Annotated in this window: 10 protein-coding genes and 1 tRNA gene; 4 read left to right on the top strand and 7 right to left on the bottom strand. The window is 57.5% G+C overall.

The window, feature by feature from the left end:
• Nucleotides 1-113 precede the first annotated feature (113 nt).
• Together HFP54_RS05430 and HFP54_RS05425 are read left to right on the top strand one after the other, a co-directional pair.
• Nucleotides 114-1,529, top strand: a complete 1,416-nt coding sequence (locus HFP54_RS05430) for a sulfatase (protein ID WP_146414155.1) — start codon at nt 114-116, stop codon at nt 1,527-1,529.
• 110 nt (nt 1,530-1,639) lie between these two features.
• Nucleotides 1,640-2,683: a CPBP family intramembrane glutamic endopeptidase gene (locus tag HFP54_RS05425; RefSeq protein WP_168564359.1), complete on the top strand. Its 1,044-nt coding sequence runs from the start codon at nt 1,640-1,642 to the stop codon at nt 2,681-2,683.
• A gap of 83 nt (nt 2,684-2,766) precedes the next feature.
• Here the strand turns inward: HFP54_RS05425 and HFP54_RS05420 are convergent, their stop codons facing one another.
• Nucleotides 2,767-5,613 carry a 2-oxoglutarate dehydrogenase E1 component gene (locus HFP54_RS05420; protein WP_168564358.1) on the bottom strand — a complete coding sequence of 949 codons (2,847 nt, stop codon included), beginning with the start codon at nt 5,611-5,613 and terminating at the stop codon, nt 2,767-2,769.
• A 301-nt stretch (nt 5,614-5,914) separates the two neighbouring features.
• Between HFP54_RS05420 and HFP54_RS05415 the strand changes: the two genes are divergently transcribed.
• The gene (locus HFP54_RS05415) at nt 5,915-7,705 is read left to right on the top strand and encodes an ABC-F family ATP-binding cassette domain-containing protein (RefSeq protein WP_168564357.1); all 1,791 of its coding nucleotides are present in this window, start codon (nt 5,915-5,917) and stop codon (nt 7,703-7,705) included.
• Between the two features lie 10 nt (nt 7,706-7,715).
• Here the strand turns inward: HFP54_RS05415 and arsS are convergent, their stop codons facing one another.
• The 3 genes from arsS to HFP54_RS05400 form a co-directional block, all read right to left on the bottom strand.
• Entirely contained in the window at nt 7,716-8,756 is a 1,041-nt protein-coding gene (gene arsS, locus HFP54_RS05410; RefSeq protein ID WP_206036015.1) for an arsenosugar biosynthesis radical SAM (seleno)protein ArsS, read from the bottom strand.
• A gap of 83 nt (nt 8,757-8,839) precedes the next feature.
• Complete coding sequence (arsM, locus tag HFP54_RS05405; RefSeq protein ID WP_206036014.1) at nt 8,840-9,826, bottom strand: arsenosugar biosynthesis arsenite methyltransferase ArsM; 987 nt, start codon at nt 9,824-9,826, stop codon at nt 8,840-8,842.
• Nucleotides 9,827-10,077: 251 nt separating this feature from the next.
• Nucleotides 10,078-11,778, bottom strand: a complete 1,701-nt coding sequence (locus HFP54_RS05400) for a sulfatase family protein (protein ID WP_168564355.1) — start codon at nt 11,776-11,778, stop codon at nt 10,078-10,080.
• Nucleotides 11,779-12,097: 319 nt separating this feature from the next.
• Between HFP54_RS05400 and dusB the strand changes: the two genes are divergently transcribed.
• On the top strand, nt 12,098-13,135 hold the full coding sequence (gene dusB / locus HFP54_RS05395) for a tRNA dihydrouridine synthase DusB (RefSeq protein ID WP_168564354.1): 1,038 nt from the start codon (nt 12,098-12,100) through the stop codon (nt 13,133-13,135).
• Between the two features lie 5 nt (nt 13,136-13,140).
• Here the strand turns inward: dusB and HFP54_RS05390 are convergent, their stop codons facing one another.
• The 3 genes from HFP54_RS05390 to HFP54_RS05380 form a co-directional block, all read right to left on the bottom strand.
• A complete protein-coding gene (locus HFP54_RS05390) occupies nt 13,141-14,448 on the bottom strand; it encodes an alkaline phosphatase family protein (RefSeq protein WP_168564353.1) in 1,308 nt (435 codons plus the stop codon).
• 132 nt (nt 14,449-14,580) lie between these two features.
• The gene (locus HFP54_RS05385) at nt 14,581-16,281 is read right to left on the bottom strand and encodes a sodium-dependent transporter (RefSeq protein WP_168564352.1); all 1,701 of its coding nucleotides are present in this window, start codon (nt 16,279-16,281) and stop codon (nt 14,581-14,583) included.
• A gap of 226 nt (nt 16,282-16,507) precedes the next feature.
• Nucleotides 16,508-16,580: transfer RNA gene (locus HFP54_RS05380), tRNA-Phe, on the bottom strand.
• Nucleotides 16,581-16,781 lie beyond the last annotated feature (201 nt).

The raw sequence follows: 16,781 nt of genomic DNA, 5'->3' as shown, positions 1-16,781 counted from the left end.
GATCTGCAATGCCGCTATTCGGCAGCACCGGTTTCTGGGGAACCGTTTTCTTCGTTCCGCAAAGGTGTTCTGTCGTGCGTTTGTTTTCGCTTCTGTTTGTATTGACCCAGGGCATGGTGCTAGGTGGGGTTTCGGCCACCGCCGCTGAAAAGAACGAACAGATTCAGACGCCCGCCAACGTTTTGTTGATTTGCGTCGATGATTTGAGACCGGAACTGAATTGTTTCGGTCAATCGTACATCCAGTCACCCGCGATCGATGCGTTGGCGGAGGATGGCGTTCGGTTCACGCGGCACTATGTCCAAGCCCCGACCTGTGGCGCGTCCCGCTACGCCATGTTGACCGGCCGATATGGGCCGTACGGAAACGCTGCCTTGTTGAATCGGGGCAAGACCATTCTGAAGCAGGGCGATGACGCCGATCATCCCACGATGCCAGGTTGGTTTCGCCGCAACGGGTACGCGACCGTGTCGGTCGGCAAGGTTTCGCATCATCCCGGTGGACGTGCGGGAGCCGATTGGGACGATGGCAGCCAACCAGAAATGCCGGGCGATTGGGATCGCCATTTGATGCCCTGCGGCCCTTGGATGCATCCCCGCGGGGCGATGCACGGGCTGGCCAATGGTCAGATCCGACGTGACGCGGGAAAGATGGATGTATTCGAAGCGTTCGATGGATCCGATGAAAGTTATCCCGACGGATTGATCGTCGAAACAGCATTAAGTGAAATGCGGCGTTTGCAGGAGGACGCATCTGGGAAGCCATGGTTTTTGGCCGTCGGCTTGATTCGGCCTCACTTGCCGTTTGGCGCACCGGCCAAGTATTTGCAACGCTACGACGGTGTCTCTTTGCCGCCGATCGAGCATCCCCAGAAACCGGAAGGCGAAACGACATGGCATCGGTCAGGGGAGTTCATGAAGTACAACCGTTGGGGGCGTGATCCCAACGTCGATCATGAATTTGCCACCGAAGTTCGTCGACACTATGCCGCTTGCGTTTCCTACGCCGATGCCCAAGTCGCCAAACTGTTGGACCAATTGGAACAGCTAGCGGCCAGTGAAAATACCATCGTTGTATTGTGGGGAGACCACGGATGGCATTTAGGTGAGCACGCGATTTGGGGGAAGCATGCTTTGTTTGAGGAGGCATTGCGATCACCTTTGATCATTCGTGATGCCGGATCACCGTCACGAGGCGGCGTTGTTGAACATGTCGTGGAGTCGATCGACGTCTTTCCAACGCTGTGTGATCTGGCGTCGTTGCCAATGCCCGAGTTTGCCCATGGGCAAAGCTTGCGGCCACTTTTAGCCGATGACGATCAAACCACCGGAACAGCGGTCTCCTACACCAAGGCAACCACGATCCGGTCAGATCGTTTCCGATTGATTTTGCATCCGTCGGGTCACGTGGAACTGTACGATCATGCATCTGGTGACGGGGAAACGGTCAACGTCGCCCAATCGCATCCCGATGTTGTGAAGAAATTGACACGTCAAATGCAAGATCGGCTGGCACGACGCGAACGTTAGTCCGGTACAGCGATGTCGGTCGATTGCGACGCCGATTGTTTACGACGTCGGATGGAAGCATCGTACGACCGTTTCGAAATGTTTTTGGCTTGGGGCGGAAAGCACAGTCGATGAACCAAGACCCCGACCCGACATTCGTCTATCGATCCGACGATCACGACGCCAACAATCCGTATGCCGACCCCGGTTTGCTAGACCGTTCGCAGGATCCTCCAGCCCTTGGTGGTGATGCGGAATCAATGTCCGGTGAGATGTCGGCGAAAGGTCGCCCGCGAGTATGGACGGTCTTTGTAGCACTGATGCTGGGATTGGTGCTGGCCGTCGGCTTCCAAGTGTTGTGGGGGATCGTCATGGGGGTGATCGAGGCGGGGCGTGGGACCCCGCCACAACAGATCGGCCCCAAATTGATGTCGCTGCTGAGCGACCCGTGGGTCTTTCTGTTGATCCTGGTGATGTCCCAAGCCGGTTTTGCGCTAGCTGCATGGATTGGCATTTCCAGGTCTCCGATTCCATGGAGACATCGAATTGCGTGGCGTCGGCCTCGGGCGGGATGGCACGTGTATCCGGTCACGATGCTCAGTTCACTGTTGCCCCTAGCGTTCGGGCTTTGGGCGGCGATCCAGGTCGCCAAGGTGATTCCGGCGGACACATCGCTTGAAGGTTTGTTTGACAACTTCACTGTGTCATCGGGAATCGCATTTGTTGTCTTGATCGGATTGCTGCCCGGCGTGATCGAGGAGGTCTTGTTCCGCGGCTATGTGCAGACCCGATTGGTTCATCGCTGGGGTGCGGTCATCGGCATTGCCGTCACATCGATCTTGTTCGCGTTGGTCCATGGTGGTCCACATGCGATTGCCGCAGCAGCGGGGCTGGGGTGTTGGTTCGGCTACTTGGCGTTCCGCAGCGATTCCATTTGGCCGACGATCGGTTGCCACATTTTCGTCAACAGCGGGCTGAATGCCTATCGTCTGTTGGTCATGTGGCTGGGGTGGACCGAGGGGACACAGACCGTCATCGCCTGGGGGGCAACCATCGTCGGAGCGATTTTCTTTGCCGTGTGTTTGTGGCCCGGCTATTGGCTAAGCGCGCGTGAGCAGGAAGCTGACGATGCGGATGCCGCGGAAATGCCCACAACGGTACTGGGCGGGCAGTAGGACACAACGCGGGCATCGCCATTGGCCGCAGCACGTCGCGCGGCACGATGCGGTGATCGAGGAACCATCAATGCCGTGTCGTTTTAAGACAATCCGGCGAAGGCTTCTTCGATCAGTTCAGATTGTTCCAGCTTGTGGGTGGCCATGCTTCCGGTGCTGGGACTGGCCGATTCGCTGCGGGTGACTTCCCGGAACTTGTACTTTCGCAACAGTTGGTCGCCGAAGTTCAGTTTCAGATACGGCCACGCACCCATATTTCGGGGTTCGTCTTGGACCCAAACGATCTCGCTTCCCTCGGCCAATCCTTCCAAGGCGCCGAAGAACTCGTCGACTTGCAGCGGATAAAGCTGTTCCAGTCGCATGATGGGAACGCCGTCGAGCTCTTTTTGTTGACGGGCATCCAGCAAGTCGTAGTAGATCTTGCCGGTGCACAGCAGCAAACGTTGACAGCCTTCCAGAGGAACCTTTCGGTCGGGAAGGATCTTTTTGAAGTGAGACTTGGCCAGGATTTTCAGCGGGCTGGTCACCTCCGGGTGTCGCAGCAGGCTTTTAGGCGTCAGAACAATCAGCGGCTTGCGCCACTTCATCAGTACTTGGCGACGCAACAGGTGGAAGTACTGGGCCGGCGTTGTTGGCTGACAAACTTGGATGTTGTCTTCGGCCGCCATCGCAAGGAAACGTTCGATCCGGGCGCTACAGTGTTCCGGGCCTTGGCCTTCGAAGCCGTGCGGCAGCAACATGACCAGCCCGGACAGCCGACTCCATTTGTCTTCGGCCGACGCGATGAACTGGTCAACGATGACTTGGGCACAGTTCCAGAAGTCACCGAATTGTGCTTCCCAAGCGACCAAGCCACCGGGACAGTCCAGAGAATAACCGTATTCAAAGCCCAGCACGCCGGCTTCGCTAAGCGGGCTGTTATAAAGTTCCAAACGGGCTTGGTCGTCGGTCAGATGGGACAGCGGTGTGTAGGTTTCGCCGGTCTTCACGTCGTGCAAAACCGCATGCCTTTGGCTGAACGTGCCGCGTTCGCAATCTTGGCCGGTGATGCGGATCGGATGTCCTTCGACCAACAGGCTGGCAAAGGCGGCCGCTTCGGCGGTGGCCCAATCGACACGCCGGTTGCCCTCGGCCATTTCCCGACGCTGTTGCATCGGACGCTTCAGCTTTTTGTGCTGGGAAAATCCTTCGGGCAATCGGGTCAACCGGTCGATCAATTGGCCCAGCCGTTCTTTGTCGTAAGTGGTGTCGACCGGGTCGGACGGCTCGGGGCCGCCGTGATAGTCGGCCCAGTTGGCCGCCAGTGTTTGGGTGTCGGCAACGAACGGTTCGTTCTTACTGGCTTCGAATTCCGTTTCCAGTTTCTCGGTTCGTTCGCGATTGATTTCCTCCGCCTCTTCGGCGGTGATTTTGCCCAGCGACAAAAGACGTTCCAGGTATTTTTCGCGGACCGTGGCGCGGCGATCGATTTCGCTGTACATCCGCGGTTGGGTGAATCGCGGCTCGTCGCCTTCGTTGTGTCCCCAGCGGCGAAAAGCGTACAAGTCAATCACGACGTCACGATGGAACGCCTTGCGGAAATCCATTGCCAAGTTGACGACTTGGGCGACCGCTTCGGGGTCTTCGCCGTTGACGTGAAAGATCGGGATCTGCAGCATTTTGGCGACGTCGGTCGCATAGGTGGTGCTGCGTCCGTCGCGTGGCAACGTGGTGAATCCGACCTGGTTGTTGATGATGATGTGCAGCGTGCCGCCGGTGCGATAGCCTTCCAGCTGGCTCATGTTCAACATTTCCTGGACCACGCCTTCGCCGGCAAACGCCGCGTCGCCGTGGATCAGGATCGTCATCACTTCTTCGCGTCGATCATCGCCGCGATTGTCTTGTTTGCAGCGTGAACGACCTTGGGCGACGGTGTTCACAAATTCCAGGTGACTGGGGTTGAAGCACAACGAGATATGGATCGAGTCGCCGGCCGACGTCGTCCAGTCGCTGCTGTAGCCCAGGTGGTACCGGACGTCGCCGCCGCCGCGGTGAAGTTCGGGCCGCGGGTCGTCGAACGACCAAAAGATGTTCATGGCCCGCTTTTTCAGAATGTTGGCCATCACGTTCAAACGGCCGCGGTGGGCCATGCCCATGACGACTTCTTTGACGTTGTGCTGTCCCGCTTTTTCCAAAGCCAGGTCGATCATCGGGATCAGCGTCTCGGCGCCTTCGAGCGAAAACGTCTTCGCACCGACGAACTTGCGGCGCACGAATTCTTCGAAAATCGACGCATCGGCCAGGCGTGCATAGATCCGCCGTTGGACGTCGTGCGACAGGTCCAGACGGTTTTCGGTCGTTTCCATCCGTTTTTGCAGCCAATCGCGGATGTTGCGATTGTCGATGTGCATGAACTGGGCGCCGATTCCCCGGCAATACGTGTTCTGCAGCTTGCTAAGGATCACGTCCAGCGTCGGGCCGGTGACGTTTTCCAGAATGCTGCTGTCGAACGGGCGCTTCAGGTCGTCGTCGCTAAGCCCGTGGCTGGCGGGGCTTAATTCGGGGCAGTCCTGTCGGTTCAGCCCCAGTGGGTCCAATTCAGCGATCAGGTGCCCGCGAACACGATATTCCCGAACCAGTTGATCGATGCGGTCTTGGATGCGGGCCATCCAAAGTGCTTGGTCGGCCACCACATTTCCCGTCGATCCCGGGGGGGCCTGTAGGGCGGTTGCCGACATCGAACCGTCGCCGGTCAGGTGGCCGGCACCGTTGCCGCCGGTCGCGGCCTTTGCGGCGGCGCCGTTGCCCCCGGCGTTACCGGTGGAAATGGGAGCGCCCGCACCGACCAAAAATTGCTCGAAATACTGACGCCAGGTTTCAGAGACGCTCGACGGATCGCGAACGTATTGGACGTACAGGTCATCGATGTAGTCCAAGCTATAGCTATTCATGGCGGCGGCAGGGGCCCAACACGGACGGGATGATCGCGGTGGTCAAGCTTGAATGCGGTGTGCAAACACGGGCGTTGCGAATGCGCGTGTCGTTGGTCTGGTCCACTGTACGGAATGGACCACGCCCGTGGTAGTCGATTCACTGCCCGATTCGCTCGATTTCCCAGGACACTGTCACCGTCGAACCCTTCACCGCGACCTTGTGAATCGGACTTAGCTTGATAGGTTGATCGATCGGTCGCCAATTGTGGTCGCCGATCCACTTGATGACAGCTTAGTTCCGAGAAATTTTGAACCAACGATGGCCGTTCTGATCCAAGTCCGCGATGCCCATAAACGCTTCGGCGACCAGGTGCTGCTGGAGGCCGCCGAGGTGTCGCTGGTGGACGACAAAAAGGTTGGATTCGTCGGTCGAAACGGTGCCGGGAAATCAACGCTGTTGCGGGTCTTGCTGGGGGAGGAGGAACTGGAACAGGGCGAGGTCATTCATCACCCCAGCTTGCGAATCGGGTACCTGCGGCAACACGATCCGTTCCAGCCCGGCGAATCGGCCTTGGACTTTCTGATGCGGGACAGCGGTGCCGAAGAATGGCAATGCGGCGAAGTCGCGGGGCGTTTCGAACTGAAAGGGGCCTACCTGGAAGGACCGGTCAAGGAACTGTCCGGTGGTTGGCAGACGCGGGTCAAATTGGCGGCTTTGTTGCTGCACGACCCGAACCTGCTGATGCTGGACGAACCGACGAACTTTCTGGATCTGCGGACCCAGATTCTGCTGGAACACTTCTTGCGTGACTTTAGCAAGGCGGCGCTGATCGTCAGCCACGACCGTGAATTCTTGAAAGCCACTTGCACCGAAACCCTGGAGTTGTCACGCGGAAAGCTGACGATGTTCTCGGGCAAAATCGACGCGTTCCTGGAACATCGCGAAGAACGACGCGAACACGACCGCCGGGTCAATGCGACCGTGCAAGCCAAGCAGAAACAGCTGCAGCGGTTCATTGATAAAAATCGAGCCAACGCATCCACGGCCAGCCAAGCCCGCAGCAAGGCCAAGCAATTGGAACGCTTGCAAACGGTGGAATTGGAAACCGATGAACCAGTCGTTCGGATCCGTGCCCCGCGAGTCCAACCACGCAACGGAACCGCCTTTCGCTGTGAATCGATGGCGATCGGGTATCCCGATCACACCGTCGCGTCAGATATTGGATTTGAAATTGAACACGGCCAACGTGTGGCGATCGTGGGAGACAACGGACAAGGGAAAACCACGTTGTTGCGAACCCTGGTCCATTCGCTGGATCCGATCGAAGGCAAAATGAAATGGGGGCATGGTGTGAACATTGGCACCTATGCCCAGCACGTTTACACCAGCCTGGACGAACGCCAAACCATTCTGGAACACTTGGAATACAACAGTGATCCCGAGGTAACCCGGCAGGACTTGTTGGCCATGGCGGGAACGCTGTTGTTTCGCGACGAAGCGATCAACAAAAAGGTCAAAGTGCTGTCCGGTGGCGAACGAGCCCGCGTGTGCATGGCCGCACTGTTGCTGGGCAGCGACAACGTTTTGGTGCTGGACGAACCTGGTAACCACTTGGATGTCGAAACCGTCGAAGCCCTGTGCGATGCTCTGCAACAGTACGAAGGCACCGTGATTTTCACCAGCCACGACCGGCACTTTGTTCGCCGGGTTGCCACCCGTGTCGTCGAAGTCCGTGACGGGCGTGTGAAAGTCTATTTCGGCGATTATGACGAGTATCTACAGTCCGTCGAAGGCGAGATCGACGCCGAAGAACGTGAACGAAACGTCGCAAACGCCAAGAGCGGAAAGCAAAACGCCGGCAAAGGTAAGTCAGGAAAAACGACAGCGACCGATTACCGCCGAAGCCAACAAGAAAATCGTAAAGTCGAAAAGGAGATCAAGAACCTGGAAAAGAAGATCGCGCGACTGGACGACGAAAAAAAGAAGTTGAACGAACAACTGTTGACCGAAACGGATCCTGACCAGGCGGTCAAGTTGCACGAACAAATCACCGACATTGATCAGCAATTGACCGAAGCGGAAGAACGCTGGTTGGAATTGTCGTCGTGAGATGACAGTGTCACGAAGACGTCAGCGTCCCGCCACAACTGCTTCCCGCACCCGCGGTGCATCCGAAACAATGAGCGTCCGTCGCGATGCGACGACCGCTTAAATCTTCCAAACGGTGATCCCACAGATACGATCCCGACAAGGATGCGGTGGGGATTCCCATGGCAAAGTTGAAATCGCAATCGTGCGTCCGGCCCTGGCTGTCGATGTGGATCATGTGCCGGCACATCAAGTGATCGACGGAACTTGGATTGAAAGCAGCGATCAGCGTTTGCATGTATTGATCGAGTTGGCCCGATCGCTGTAGCGAGTCACGCCAACGTGCGATCGGCATGTTGGTGATCGTCCACAGCTGGTTGAACCGCAATCCGTAACGCGACAGTAATTCGCGACGATAATCTTCTTGCAGTTGTTCCTGGGGCGGTGGAAGTGAAGCGCCAACGGGGTTGTAAACCAGATTCAGCTGTAAGCCTGGGTCGACCCCGTAGCCGACATCGTTCAATCGCTTCAGGCCCGCGACGGAATCATCAAACGCATGAACGCCACGCTGTTTGCGAACGTTGTCAGGAAGATAGCAGGGCAGCGACGCAACGACTTCGACCGAGTGTTCGGCCAAGAAGTCCGGCACCCAGCCATAGGGTTCGTTACCGGCCGGGTCTTGGTGAACGATGATGGTCGGGTTACAGCGGTCCATGACCGTGATCCCCAATGACCGGACGCCTTGAACCAAGTTGCAAAAGTTGGGGTTCATTTCCGGGCTGCCGCCAGTGATGTCGACGACCCGAATGCCCGGGTTGTCGGCCAGCCATTGCAAAACTCGATCGGCGGTTTGGCGATTCATGTTGTCCGACGCAGCGTTGCGTTTGGGCGACGATTCAACATGGCAATGCTTGCAGGCCAGATTGCAAACCAGACCAATGTTGATTTGCAGTATTTCGATCTTGTTTGCTGCGTTCAATTTGCCGCCCCGCATCCGCGCATCGAACGAGTTCGATTGCACCAACGGCAATTCGATTCGGTTAGAAGGCGGTTTGGGTTTCGATTGGGGCATCGGGTTGTCGATTGATGGCACAGATACGAATGGGCACGCCACAAACAGACTCAGATGCGGACGTCGCTGATTTTAGGGCTGATTCAGCAGCACCCACCGCCCTGGTAATGCCAGGTGGGATCGGTAACTACCAAATCCTTGCGTTGCAACGCTTTCAAATTGGCGGCCGTTTTGTCGCAAACAGGGTAGGGCAGATTCCGCTGCAGGACATGCCCATTGCCGTCGTCCAGTTGTGGCTGGTCGCCGAAATACACGGCGGTTGCACCGGTAAAGATGCAGGCGCCGTCCGGGGGTACCGGATTTTTATGGGCGGCGACCTCGATCGTTTCCAACAAAATCGGTTCCCTCAGCTGATACGTCACCGTGTCCAGCATGCGATAGGGCGTCCGTTTACGAACTTCGATCGAACCAAAGCCCGCATCAACCATTTGATTCAGGTAGTCGTCAAGCAACTGACATCCCGACAAACATTCCGCTCGCCATTGTTCGTTGTTTTTCACGTGCGGTGGCAGCGGAACGGGAGTGATCGGGTCGGACATCGACAGCCGTCCGCCCGGCGCTAAAACACGGTGCATTTCCGCCAATGCTTTCTGAAGATCGCCGTCCGCCGTGAAGATGTTGAACAGACAATTCTGTGCGGCCAAATCGATCGTGTCATCGTCGACCGGCAGATTCAAAGCGTCTCCGTCGACGATCCGAACGAAAGACGGATCGAACCAGTCGTTTTCCTTCGCGGCCAAGGCCAAGTTTTTTTCTGCTGCTTGACGCATTTCCGCGACCGGATCGACCGCAATGACTCCGCCGGGCCGGCGACAAAAATAGGCCAGCTGTAAAGCTTCCAATCCGCCGCCAACACCGACGTACAACGCGGTGCAGTTCGGTGTGAAATCTTCGGGATGCACCGTCGACCCACAGCCGTAATTCATCTCGTGCATGATCGGCGGGATCACAAGTCCCGGCAGGTACTGCGGTCGCTGCGGCACACAGCACAGGTTGGACGCCGGCGTCAGCGCGGCATCGCGATAAACGTTTTGAACCGTTTGGTGATAGGTGTCAGTCGACATCGGCATGAACAAAATCGGATTAGACAGAGATAGAACGCTGCTGTCCGAGCATCTTGAATGCTGGTAGCGAGGCAGCGAATGGTGCAAACACGGGGGACCGTGCGAAAAGATGACCTTTTCAAGAAGGCAACCTTGTTGACGGCCGTTTCGGATAGTGACCGCGTTGGGGTACCGATCAGGCAATGCACACAACAGCATCGTATCCGCCCAGCCTTCTGGGCAAAGGTCGCACAGAGAAAACTGAAGCGCGGCCGGGGCTACTGCGGTTGCTCGGATCCTTTTGCCTTCGGCCGACGTTGCTCAAGCCATGGCATGTCGGGGATGGCTTCGGGGTTCTGTTTCGCCCAATCCGGTGTCGCAAACCATCGCAGCGGAGAAAAACGTGGGTAGGATTCCCAAACATCCGCAGCCGATGGATCCGTTTGACGCAAGTCGCCCGTTGCAGCCAAATGAGACGACAATCGTTTCGACAAACGCTGGTGTTCGGCCGCGAAATCGTCGTCGCCGACCAGGTTGTTCAAGCACTGTGGATCGGTGACGACGTCGTACAGTTCCTCCGCGGGACGTTTGGCGACCGCAGCGTCAAACAAAGGGCGAACATTCAGATCGTCACGGTGGTCAATCATCCAGGCCAGTGTCGGGCCGTTGTCGATGTCGTGGTAACCACCGTGTTCAGGGCCCCGTTCCGATACGATCAACCGGCCATCGCGATCGTAGGTCGCCGAGCTGAATTTTTGGGGCGTACCGGCGGGCCAGCGTTCGGGTTTGAAATTCCGGATGTACAGAAAACGCGAATCGCGAACGCATCGGCAGGGATACGAAAGGCTGTTGAACCGTGACGACGAATGGCGTTCGCGACCACTGAAGGCGGCGGTCGGCAAATTTGCCGGTTCTGCGCCGGTCATTGCTCCCAGCAAACTCGTGCCGGTCATGGATTCACACTGACCGGGATCAATCGATGCGGCGTCGACAATGGTGCGCGTCACATCAATCAAAGACACGGGTGTATCGATGGATTGTCCGGCCGGAATACGAACGGGCCATGTGATCGCCAACGGCATGTGAATCCCGTATTCGTACAAGTTGGCTTTGGCACGTGGGAACGGCATGCCGTTGTCACTGGTCACCACGATCATGGTATTTTCCAGTTCGCCAATGGCTTCCAGCTTTTCCATCATGCGTCCCAAGTGGTCATCAAACCATTGGATCTCGTACAGATAGTCGGCCACGTCACTTCGGATCTCCGGTGCATCGGGAAGAAACGGTGGCAGTTGCTCCGCGGTGACATTGATGCCGTTTTGGCGGCCGATTCCTTGCTGATAACCACGATGAGTTTCGTGCCCGCCGTACCAAAAGCAAAACGGTTGGTTTTGTTTTCGCTCGGCCAAGAAGTCTTCGAAGTTCGCGGCGTAGTCCTTGTCTGAGATCCCGCTGGGGGATTTCTGCTTGCGTTTGTTGTAGACCTTTCCGGCTGGATTGTCCGGCCATCCATCGTGGCGTCCCGGTCCCCAGCCTTTTCCGGTTGAACCGACGTGATAGCCGGACTGTCGTAGAAGCTCGGGAAACACTTGTAGGTGCGTGGGAAAGGAGGATGCGTGAGTGCCCGCGGGACCGATCTGCCAAATCGGACGACCGGTCAAGAAGGCGGCTCGCATCGGCGAGCAACCCGGTGACGGCGTGATGGCAGTGTCAAAACGGACTCCTGTCGCAGCGACACGATCAAACGCGGGTGTCGATACGGCGGTGTAGCCATAGGCCGAAGCGTGTGGATACGACTGGTCATCACAAATGGCAACCAACACGTTGGGACGCCGGTCGCTTGCGTTGGTTTCTTCGCCGCGAGAGCTTTGGCATCGACCGATGAAGCCGCTTAGCAGCAAGGTCAACCAGGCCAGTGAAAGGCATGGGGATGAACCAAAACGGAGCCCGATTGGGGCGATGTGAATGCGGTGATTCATCGATGTCTGCGATCAGGTGGGGGATGCGAAACGAATGTTGCAAAGACGCTTGCGGTGGGGCGGATGGTGAATCGTGAGGGCCACGCCCGCGGTTGCGGGCACGCAACGCCGCGGATCGGCCTTTCTTCACCATGGTAACGGGGGCGGTCACACAAAATCGTCAGCGGCCGATTGGGAAAAACGCATTGGCAGCTTTCCTGGATCGGCCTAGCATGGATCGACGTGCTTTTTCATGTGATCACCACGCCGATCGCTGCGGTCGGTTTGTCGTCGTCTTGGTGATCCGTTTGTGACCGTTTGATTGCGGAATCTCGGTTCGATGTCTCATCGCCCGCTTCCACCCCCACCGCTGCGTATCGGCGATTTGGTCGTCGATCCGCCGATTTTACAGGCCCCGATGGCGGGGTTCACCAATGCGGCGTTTCGCCAGGTCGTTCGTCAGTTCGGTGGTGCCGGATTGTTGGCGACCGAAATGGTCAACGCTCGCGGGTTTGTCTGGATGGACCAGAACGAAGCGGAACATCCGGATCGATTGTGGGGCGTCGCGGACGAAGCCAGGCCGCTGGCCGTCCAGATCTGGGACAACGATCCCGAAACGATGGCCAAAGTCGGCGTACGGCTGGCCCAGGAATACAAAGTCAGCGTTGTCGACATCAATTTTGGTTGTCCGGTTCGGCAAGTGACCGAAAAGGCTCACAGCGGCAGTTATTTGTTGCGTGAGCCCGATCGGATGTTTGCGATCATCAGTCGGTTGGTCGAAGTCTGTGCGCCCACACCAGTGACGGCGAAGATTCGCTTGGGGTGTTCACCCGAAAACATCAATGCCAATGAAGTCGCCCACGTGGTCGAAGAAGCCGGGGCCGCCGCGCTGACCGTTCATGGGCGGACCGCCAAAGACATGTTTCGCGGGCATGCCGACTGGGAACGTATCAGCGAGATCAAGCAGCATCTGAAGAAGATCCCGTTGATCGGCAACGGTGATTTGGATAGTGCGGACAAGGTGGTCGCAGCCTTCAAGAATTATGACGTCGACGGCGTGATGATTGCCCGGGCTTGTCTGGGCCGTCCTTGGTTGTTCGCCCAGGCCGCCGCCGCGCTACGTGGTGACGAGATTCCGCCGGACCCGACCTTGGCCCAACAGCGTGACGTCATGCTGCGTCATTACCGATTGGTCGTCGAAAGGTTCGGCGAAGAAAAAGGCACGGTGCTGATGCGCAAATACGCTTGTTGTTATGCGCAGGGCAAACACGGGGCCCGTCACTTTCGCAGTCACGTCGCCAACGTGGCATCGGCCGAAGAATTCTATGCCGTGGTCGATGAGCATTTTCCACAAGACCGTCCGGCGGTGATCGTCTGACGGACCTAAATTGGCGACGATTGCAACAGACGCGTGACGTAATCACTGAATCCACGCATGTCATCGGGCGGGTCCTGTGGCCCGATGATGATCGGTCCATCGGCCGAGTCGTCGGGGTGCAACCCATGACTGCCGTGGACCAAGGCGGGGTCTAGCGGGACGACGTCCATCTTGTATCGAAAGCCCAGTTTTTTCTGGAGCAGTCTGGCCACCACGCGGGGCATGCTCGTCTTGAAAAGTTCGCAAGGGTCGTAACCCGGCTTGCGGTGAATGTCGACCGTGCGGGAAAAGTCCGGTGCATGCCGATCATCGTCCCAGTAGTAATAGCTGAACCACGCATCGGGGTCTGCCAACGCGATCAGCTGACCGCTGCGTGGATGATCTAGTTCTAGATCTTCCGGGGCAAACACCGATTGCACACCATCGGATTGGTCCAGCATCTTGGCCACGGTGGGAACGTCACTCGGATCTCGGACATAGATGTGGGCCAGTTGGTGGTCGGCGACCGCAAACGCGCGAGATTCACCCGGCATTAACATCTCGCCGAACGGACCGCCTCGAACCGAGAGCAAGTCGTTGCCCCGCAGCAGGCGGTTGAGATGGACGCATCGTTGGACGGGACGCAGCCCGTATTCAGAAACGATCACGACATCGGCGCCGATATCATCCGCGGCGTTCATCACCGTCGCGACGCACTGATCGACTTCCTGCACGCGTGCGGGATCTTGGTCTGGGTAGCGTTGGTAGTCGTAATCCAGGTGCGGAAGATAACACAGCGTCAACTGTGGTTTTTGGGTTCGCATCACCGTCGCCGTGGCGTCGGCGATCCAGCGACTGGACGCCAGGCCCGCACCGGGACCCCAGAACGCAAAGAACGGAAACGGGCCGTGTTTGTGAACGAGGTTGCACCCGGTCTGGTCGATGATGTCAAAGACTTTACTGCCGTCGCACCCATAGTGTGGTTTGGGCGTTGCGAAGTACTTGACCGATGACCCTTGGTTGAACCACCAAAACATATTGGCGGTTTCCACGTCGTCGTAGAACTTGCGACCTTGAACCAGAGAATTGGCTTGTTGCCAAAACCGGATTTCTTGGGTGTCCGGATAGAACCATCCGTTGGCGACGATCCCGTGATCCCGGGGTGCCAATCCGGTCATCATCGTCGCCTGGCAGGTCGACGTCACCGCGGGCAGCGGGCTGGACCATGGCAGAGCGGTGTAACCGGGGGCGGATGCCAGCGTGGAAACAGATTCCGCGGATTTCAGCAGCTTGGGGGTCAGTCCGACAACATTGATCAGGACCAGTCGTTTCATGTTGCAACGGTCCGATTCGTCATGGTGTGTCCGCGTCATCCGACGGCAGGGTCAGCACCCGAAACAGGCAATACGATACCAACGTCAGGACAAAACCCAACGACAGCAACATCACCAAAATTCCGCTCGATGTCATGACGTTCCTTTCGGTTGATCGGTGACCGGGGACGCTTCATCGGCCAGGGCTCGTTGAAGGCGTCCGCTTTCCAGCCAGCGGGCACCGGCCAAGTGAATCAGAACCAGCAACAGGACAGTCACTCCCAGCAAAAAGACGACCGACATCAAGGCGACGCGGTCCTGGATGATCGTGCTGAAGTACCCCTGAATGACTTCGCCCGTTTCCGGGTCTTTGCGGTCCAGCACGTTCTGGAAAAAGAACGCCACAAAGATCACGCCCAAGTACACGGGGACGACAAATTTCAGCAGCAATTGGACGAATCGTGGGATTCGCATGTGGGCGCCGATGTGTGCCTCGTGTTCTCCACGATCGATCCCAAAGACCCATCCATACACCACCGCTTGGATCATCGCCAAAACGAAGATCAAGAACGTGCCGACCCAAAAATCGAACGTGTCTAGGGCCTTCAACCCGGCGGAAAAGTAGACGACAAACAGCGATCCCGCCAATGCAATGATGCCCAGAAGGGTGGCGCTGGCATGACGTTCCAGGTCAAAGCCTTCTTCCAAGAAAGCGATGAATGGTTGCAGCATGGACAGGCTGCTGGTCACCGCGGCAAGGAACAGCATGAAGAACCACAAGAAACCGAACAGCTGGCCCGCATACATCTGGGCGAACACATTGGGCAGGGCGTTGAAGCCAAGACCGAACGTTCCAAAGGATGCCACGCTGACACCCAAAAAGATGAAAGCAGCGGGCAGGGTGATCAGGCCGCCCAAGCAGACCTCGAAAAATTCGTTCATGCTGCATGCGGTCAACCCGCTCAGCACGACATCATCTTTCTTGGTCAGGTAGCTGCTGTAGTTGATGATGACGCCGAAGCCCACCGACAGGCTGAAGAAAATCTGGCCGGATGCGGCCAACCAAGTTTTCGGGTCCGTGAGTGCTTCGGGTTTCGGATTCCACATGAACCCCAGTCCGTCATTGACCTGGTCCGACGGCAAGGTCAGCACGCGTGCCAGAACGCACAATGCACAAACCACCATCAATGGAATGGCGAACTTGCAGAAGGTTTCGATCCCTTTGGCAACGCCGCGATAGATCAGGATGAAGTTCAATACGAACGTGATCGCGATGAACAGCAATAGTGGCGATCCACCGCCGCCGAAGGCGTGTCCGTCTTCGCCAATGCCAACGAAGTCGGCAAAGAATGATTCGTAGGCCGCGCTATCTTTGCCCAGCATCAGATCGCCCGTTGCGTAGTTCCAAGCGTAAGCCAGGCACCACGCTTCGATCACGATGTAGTACATGTAGATGACCAGCGGGATCAGCAAAGCGAAAACGCTCAGGTAGCGGGCTTTGGGTGTTCGGCACAGAACACAGAAGATCCCCGGCGCGCTGTGGAATCCACGCGTGCCTCCGAAGCGTCCCATGGTCCACTCGGTCCAGCACAACGGGATGCCCAGGATCAATAGCGAAATGAAGTACGGCAACATGAACGCGCCGCCGCCGTTCTGGGCCGCCTGGCCGGGGAACCGCAAAAAGTTGCCCAGTCCGACCGCCGATCCGGCGACCGCCATGATCACACCCAACCGTGATCCCCATTGTTCCTTGCGACGCCGGGGCGGCGGCGACGCGGTGGAATCTGGGTCGGTAGAGGACGAGGAAACGGGGGCTGCGGGAACGTTGGACTCGGGCTCCGCGGCTTCGCTCATGATGGACCGTTGGGCAGGGCGGTGTGCGTTCGTCTGGGCGACCGAGGCCGCAAATCGGCAACAGTGTAGCACGCATGACGTGGGGGGCGGGCTGACCGGCCTTTACCGCAGGCGGGCATCGGCGGAATCGGTGACCGAACGGCACGCTAGGGGCGATCGAGGGACCGCCGCAAAAGAAATTTCGTCGCAGCAGAAACACGCGTCGGTTTCGGGCGAGTGTCGAAAGTGGTCAGGCGCGGGCTCGAACCGCGGACACCGGCCTTTTCAGGGCCGTGCTCTACCAACTGAGCTACCTGACCGAACCACCGAAAGTGATTCGTGTGGTCATGCGAAGGGCGACAGTTTACTCGCGAAGCAAATAAAGTCGATCCTGGATGATCACTCGTTTCCCGGTTCGCGTATCCTAGGTTATCCTCAAATCAAACGTCAATCGGTCAGGTGGTTGGTCTGGTCGCTGCGTTTTGGATGGATCGGTCTTTTCGTCTTTTTTCTTCAGTCCT

It is taken from the genome of Crateriforma spongiae, assembly GCF_012290005.1.
In the GTDB taxonomy this organism is placed as follows: domain Bacteria; phylum Planctomycetota; class Planctomycetia; order Pirellulales; family Pirellulaceae; genus Crateriforma; species Crateriforma spongiae.
This window is presented reverse-complemented; position numbering and strand designations above follow the sequence as displayed.

What these genes read in the sequence shown, in the direction of transcription:
- arsS (WP_206036015.1), bottom strand. Translation starts at nt 8,756, where the DNA reads ATGCCCCAATCGAAACCCAAACCGCCTTCTAACCGAATCGAATTGCCG.
- dusB (WP_168564354.1), top strand. Translation starts at nt 12,098, where the DNA reads ATGTCTCATCGCCCGCTTCCACCCCCACCGCTGCGTATCGGCGATTTG.
- HFP54_RS05430 (WP_146414155.1), top strand. Translation starts at nt 114, where the DNA reads ATGGTGCTAGGTGGGGTTTCGGCCACCGCCGCTGAAAAGAACGAACAG.
- HFP54_RS05390 (WP_168564353.1), bottom strand. Translation starts at nt 14,448, where the DNA reads ATGAAACGACTGGTCCTGATCAATGTTGTCGGACTGACCCCCAAGCTG.
- HFP54_RS05420 (WP_168564358.1), bottom strand. Translation starts at nt 5,613, where the DNA reads ATGAATAGCTATAGCTTGGACTACATCGATGACCTGTACGTCCAATAC.
- HFP54_RS05400 (WP_168564355.1), bottom strand. Translation starts at nt 11,778, where the DNA reads ATGAATCACCGCATTCACATCGCCCCAATCGGGCTCCGTTTTGGTTCA.
- arsM (WP_206036014.1), bottom strand. Translation starts at nt 9,826, where the DNA reads ATGCCGATGTCGACTGACACCTATCACCAAACGGTTCAAAACGTTTAT.
- HFP54_RS05415 (WP_168564357.1), top strand. Translation starts at nt 5,915, where the DNA reads ATGGCCGTTCTGATCCAAGTCCGCGATGCCCATAAACGCTTCGGCGAC.
- HFP54_RS05385 (WP_168564352.1), bottom strand. Translation starts at nt 16,281, where the DNA reads ATGAGCGAAGCCGCGGAGCCCGAGTCCAACGTTCCCGCAGCCCCCGTT.
- HFP54_RS05425 (WP_168564359.1), top strand. Translation starts at nt 1,640, where the DNA reads ATGAACCAAGACCCCGACCCGACATTCGTCTATCGATCCGACGATCAC.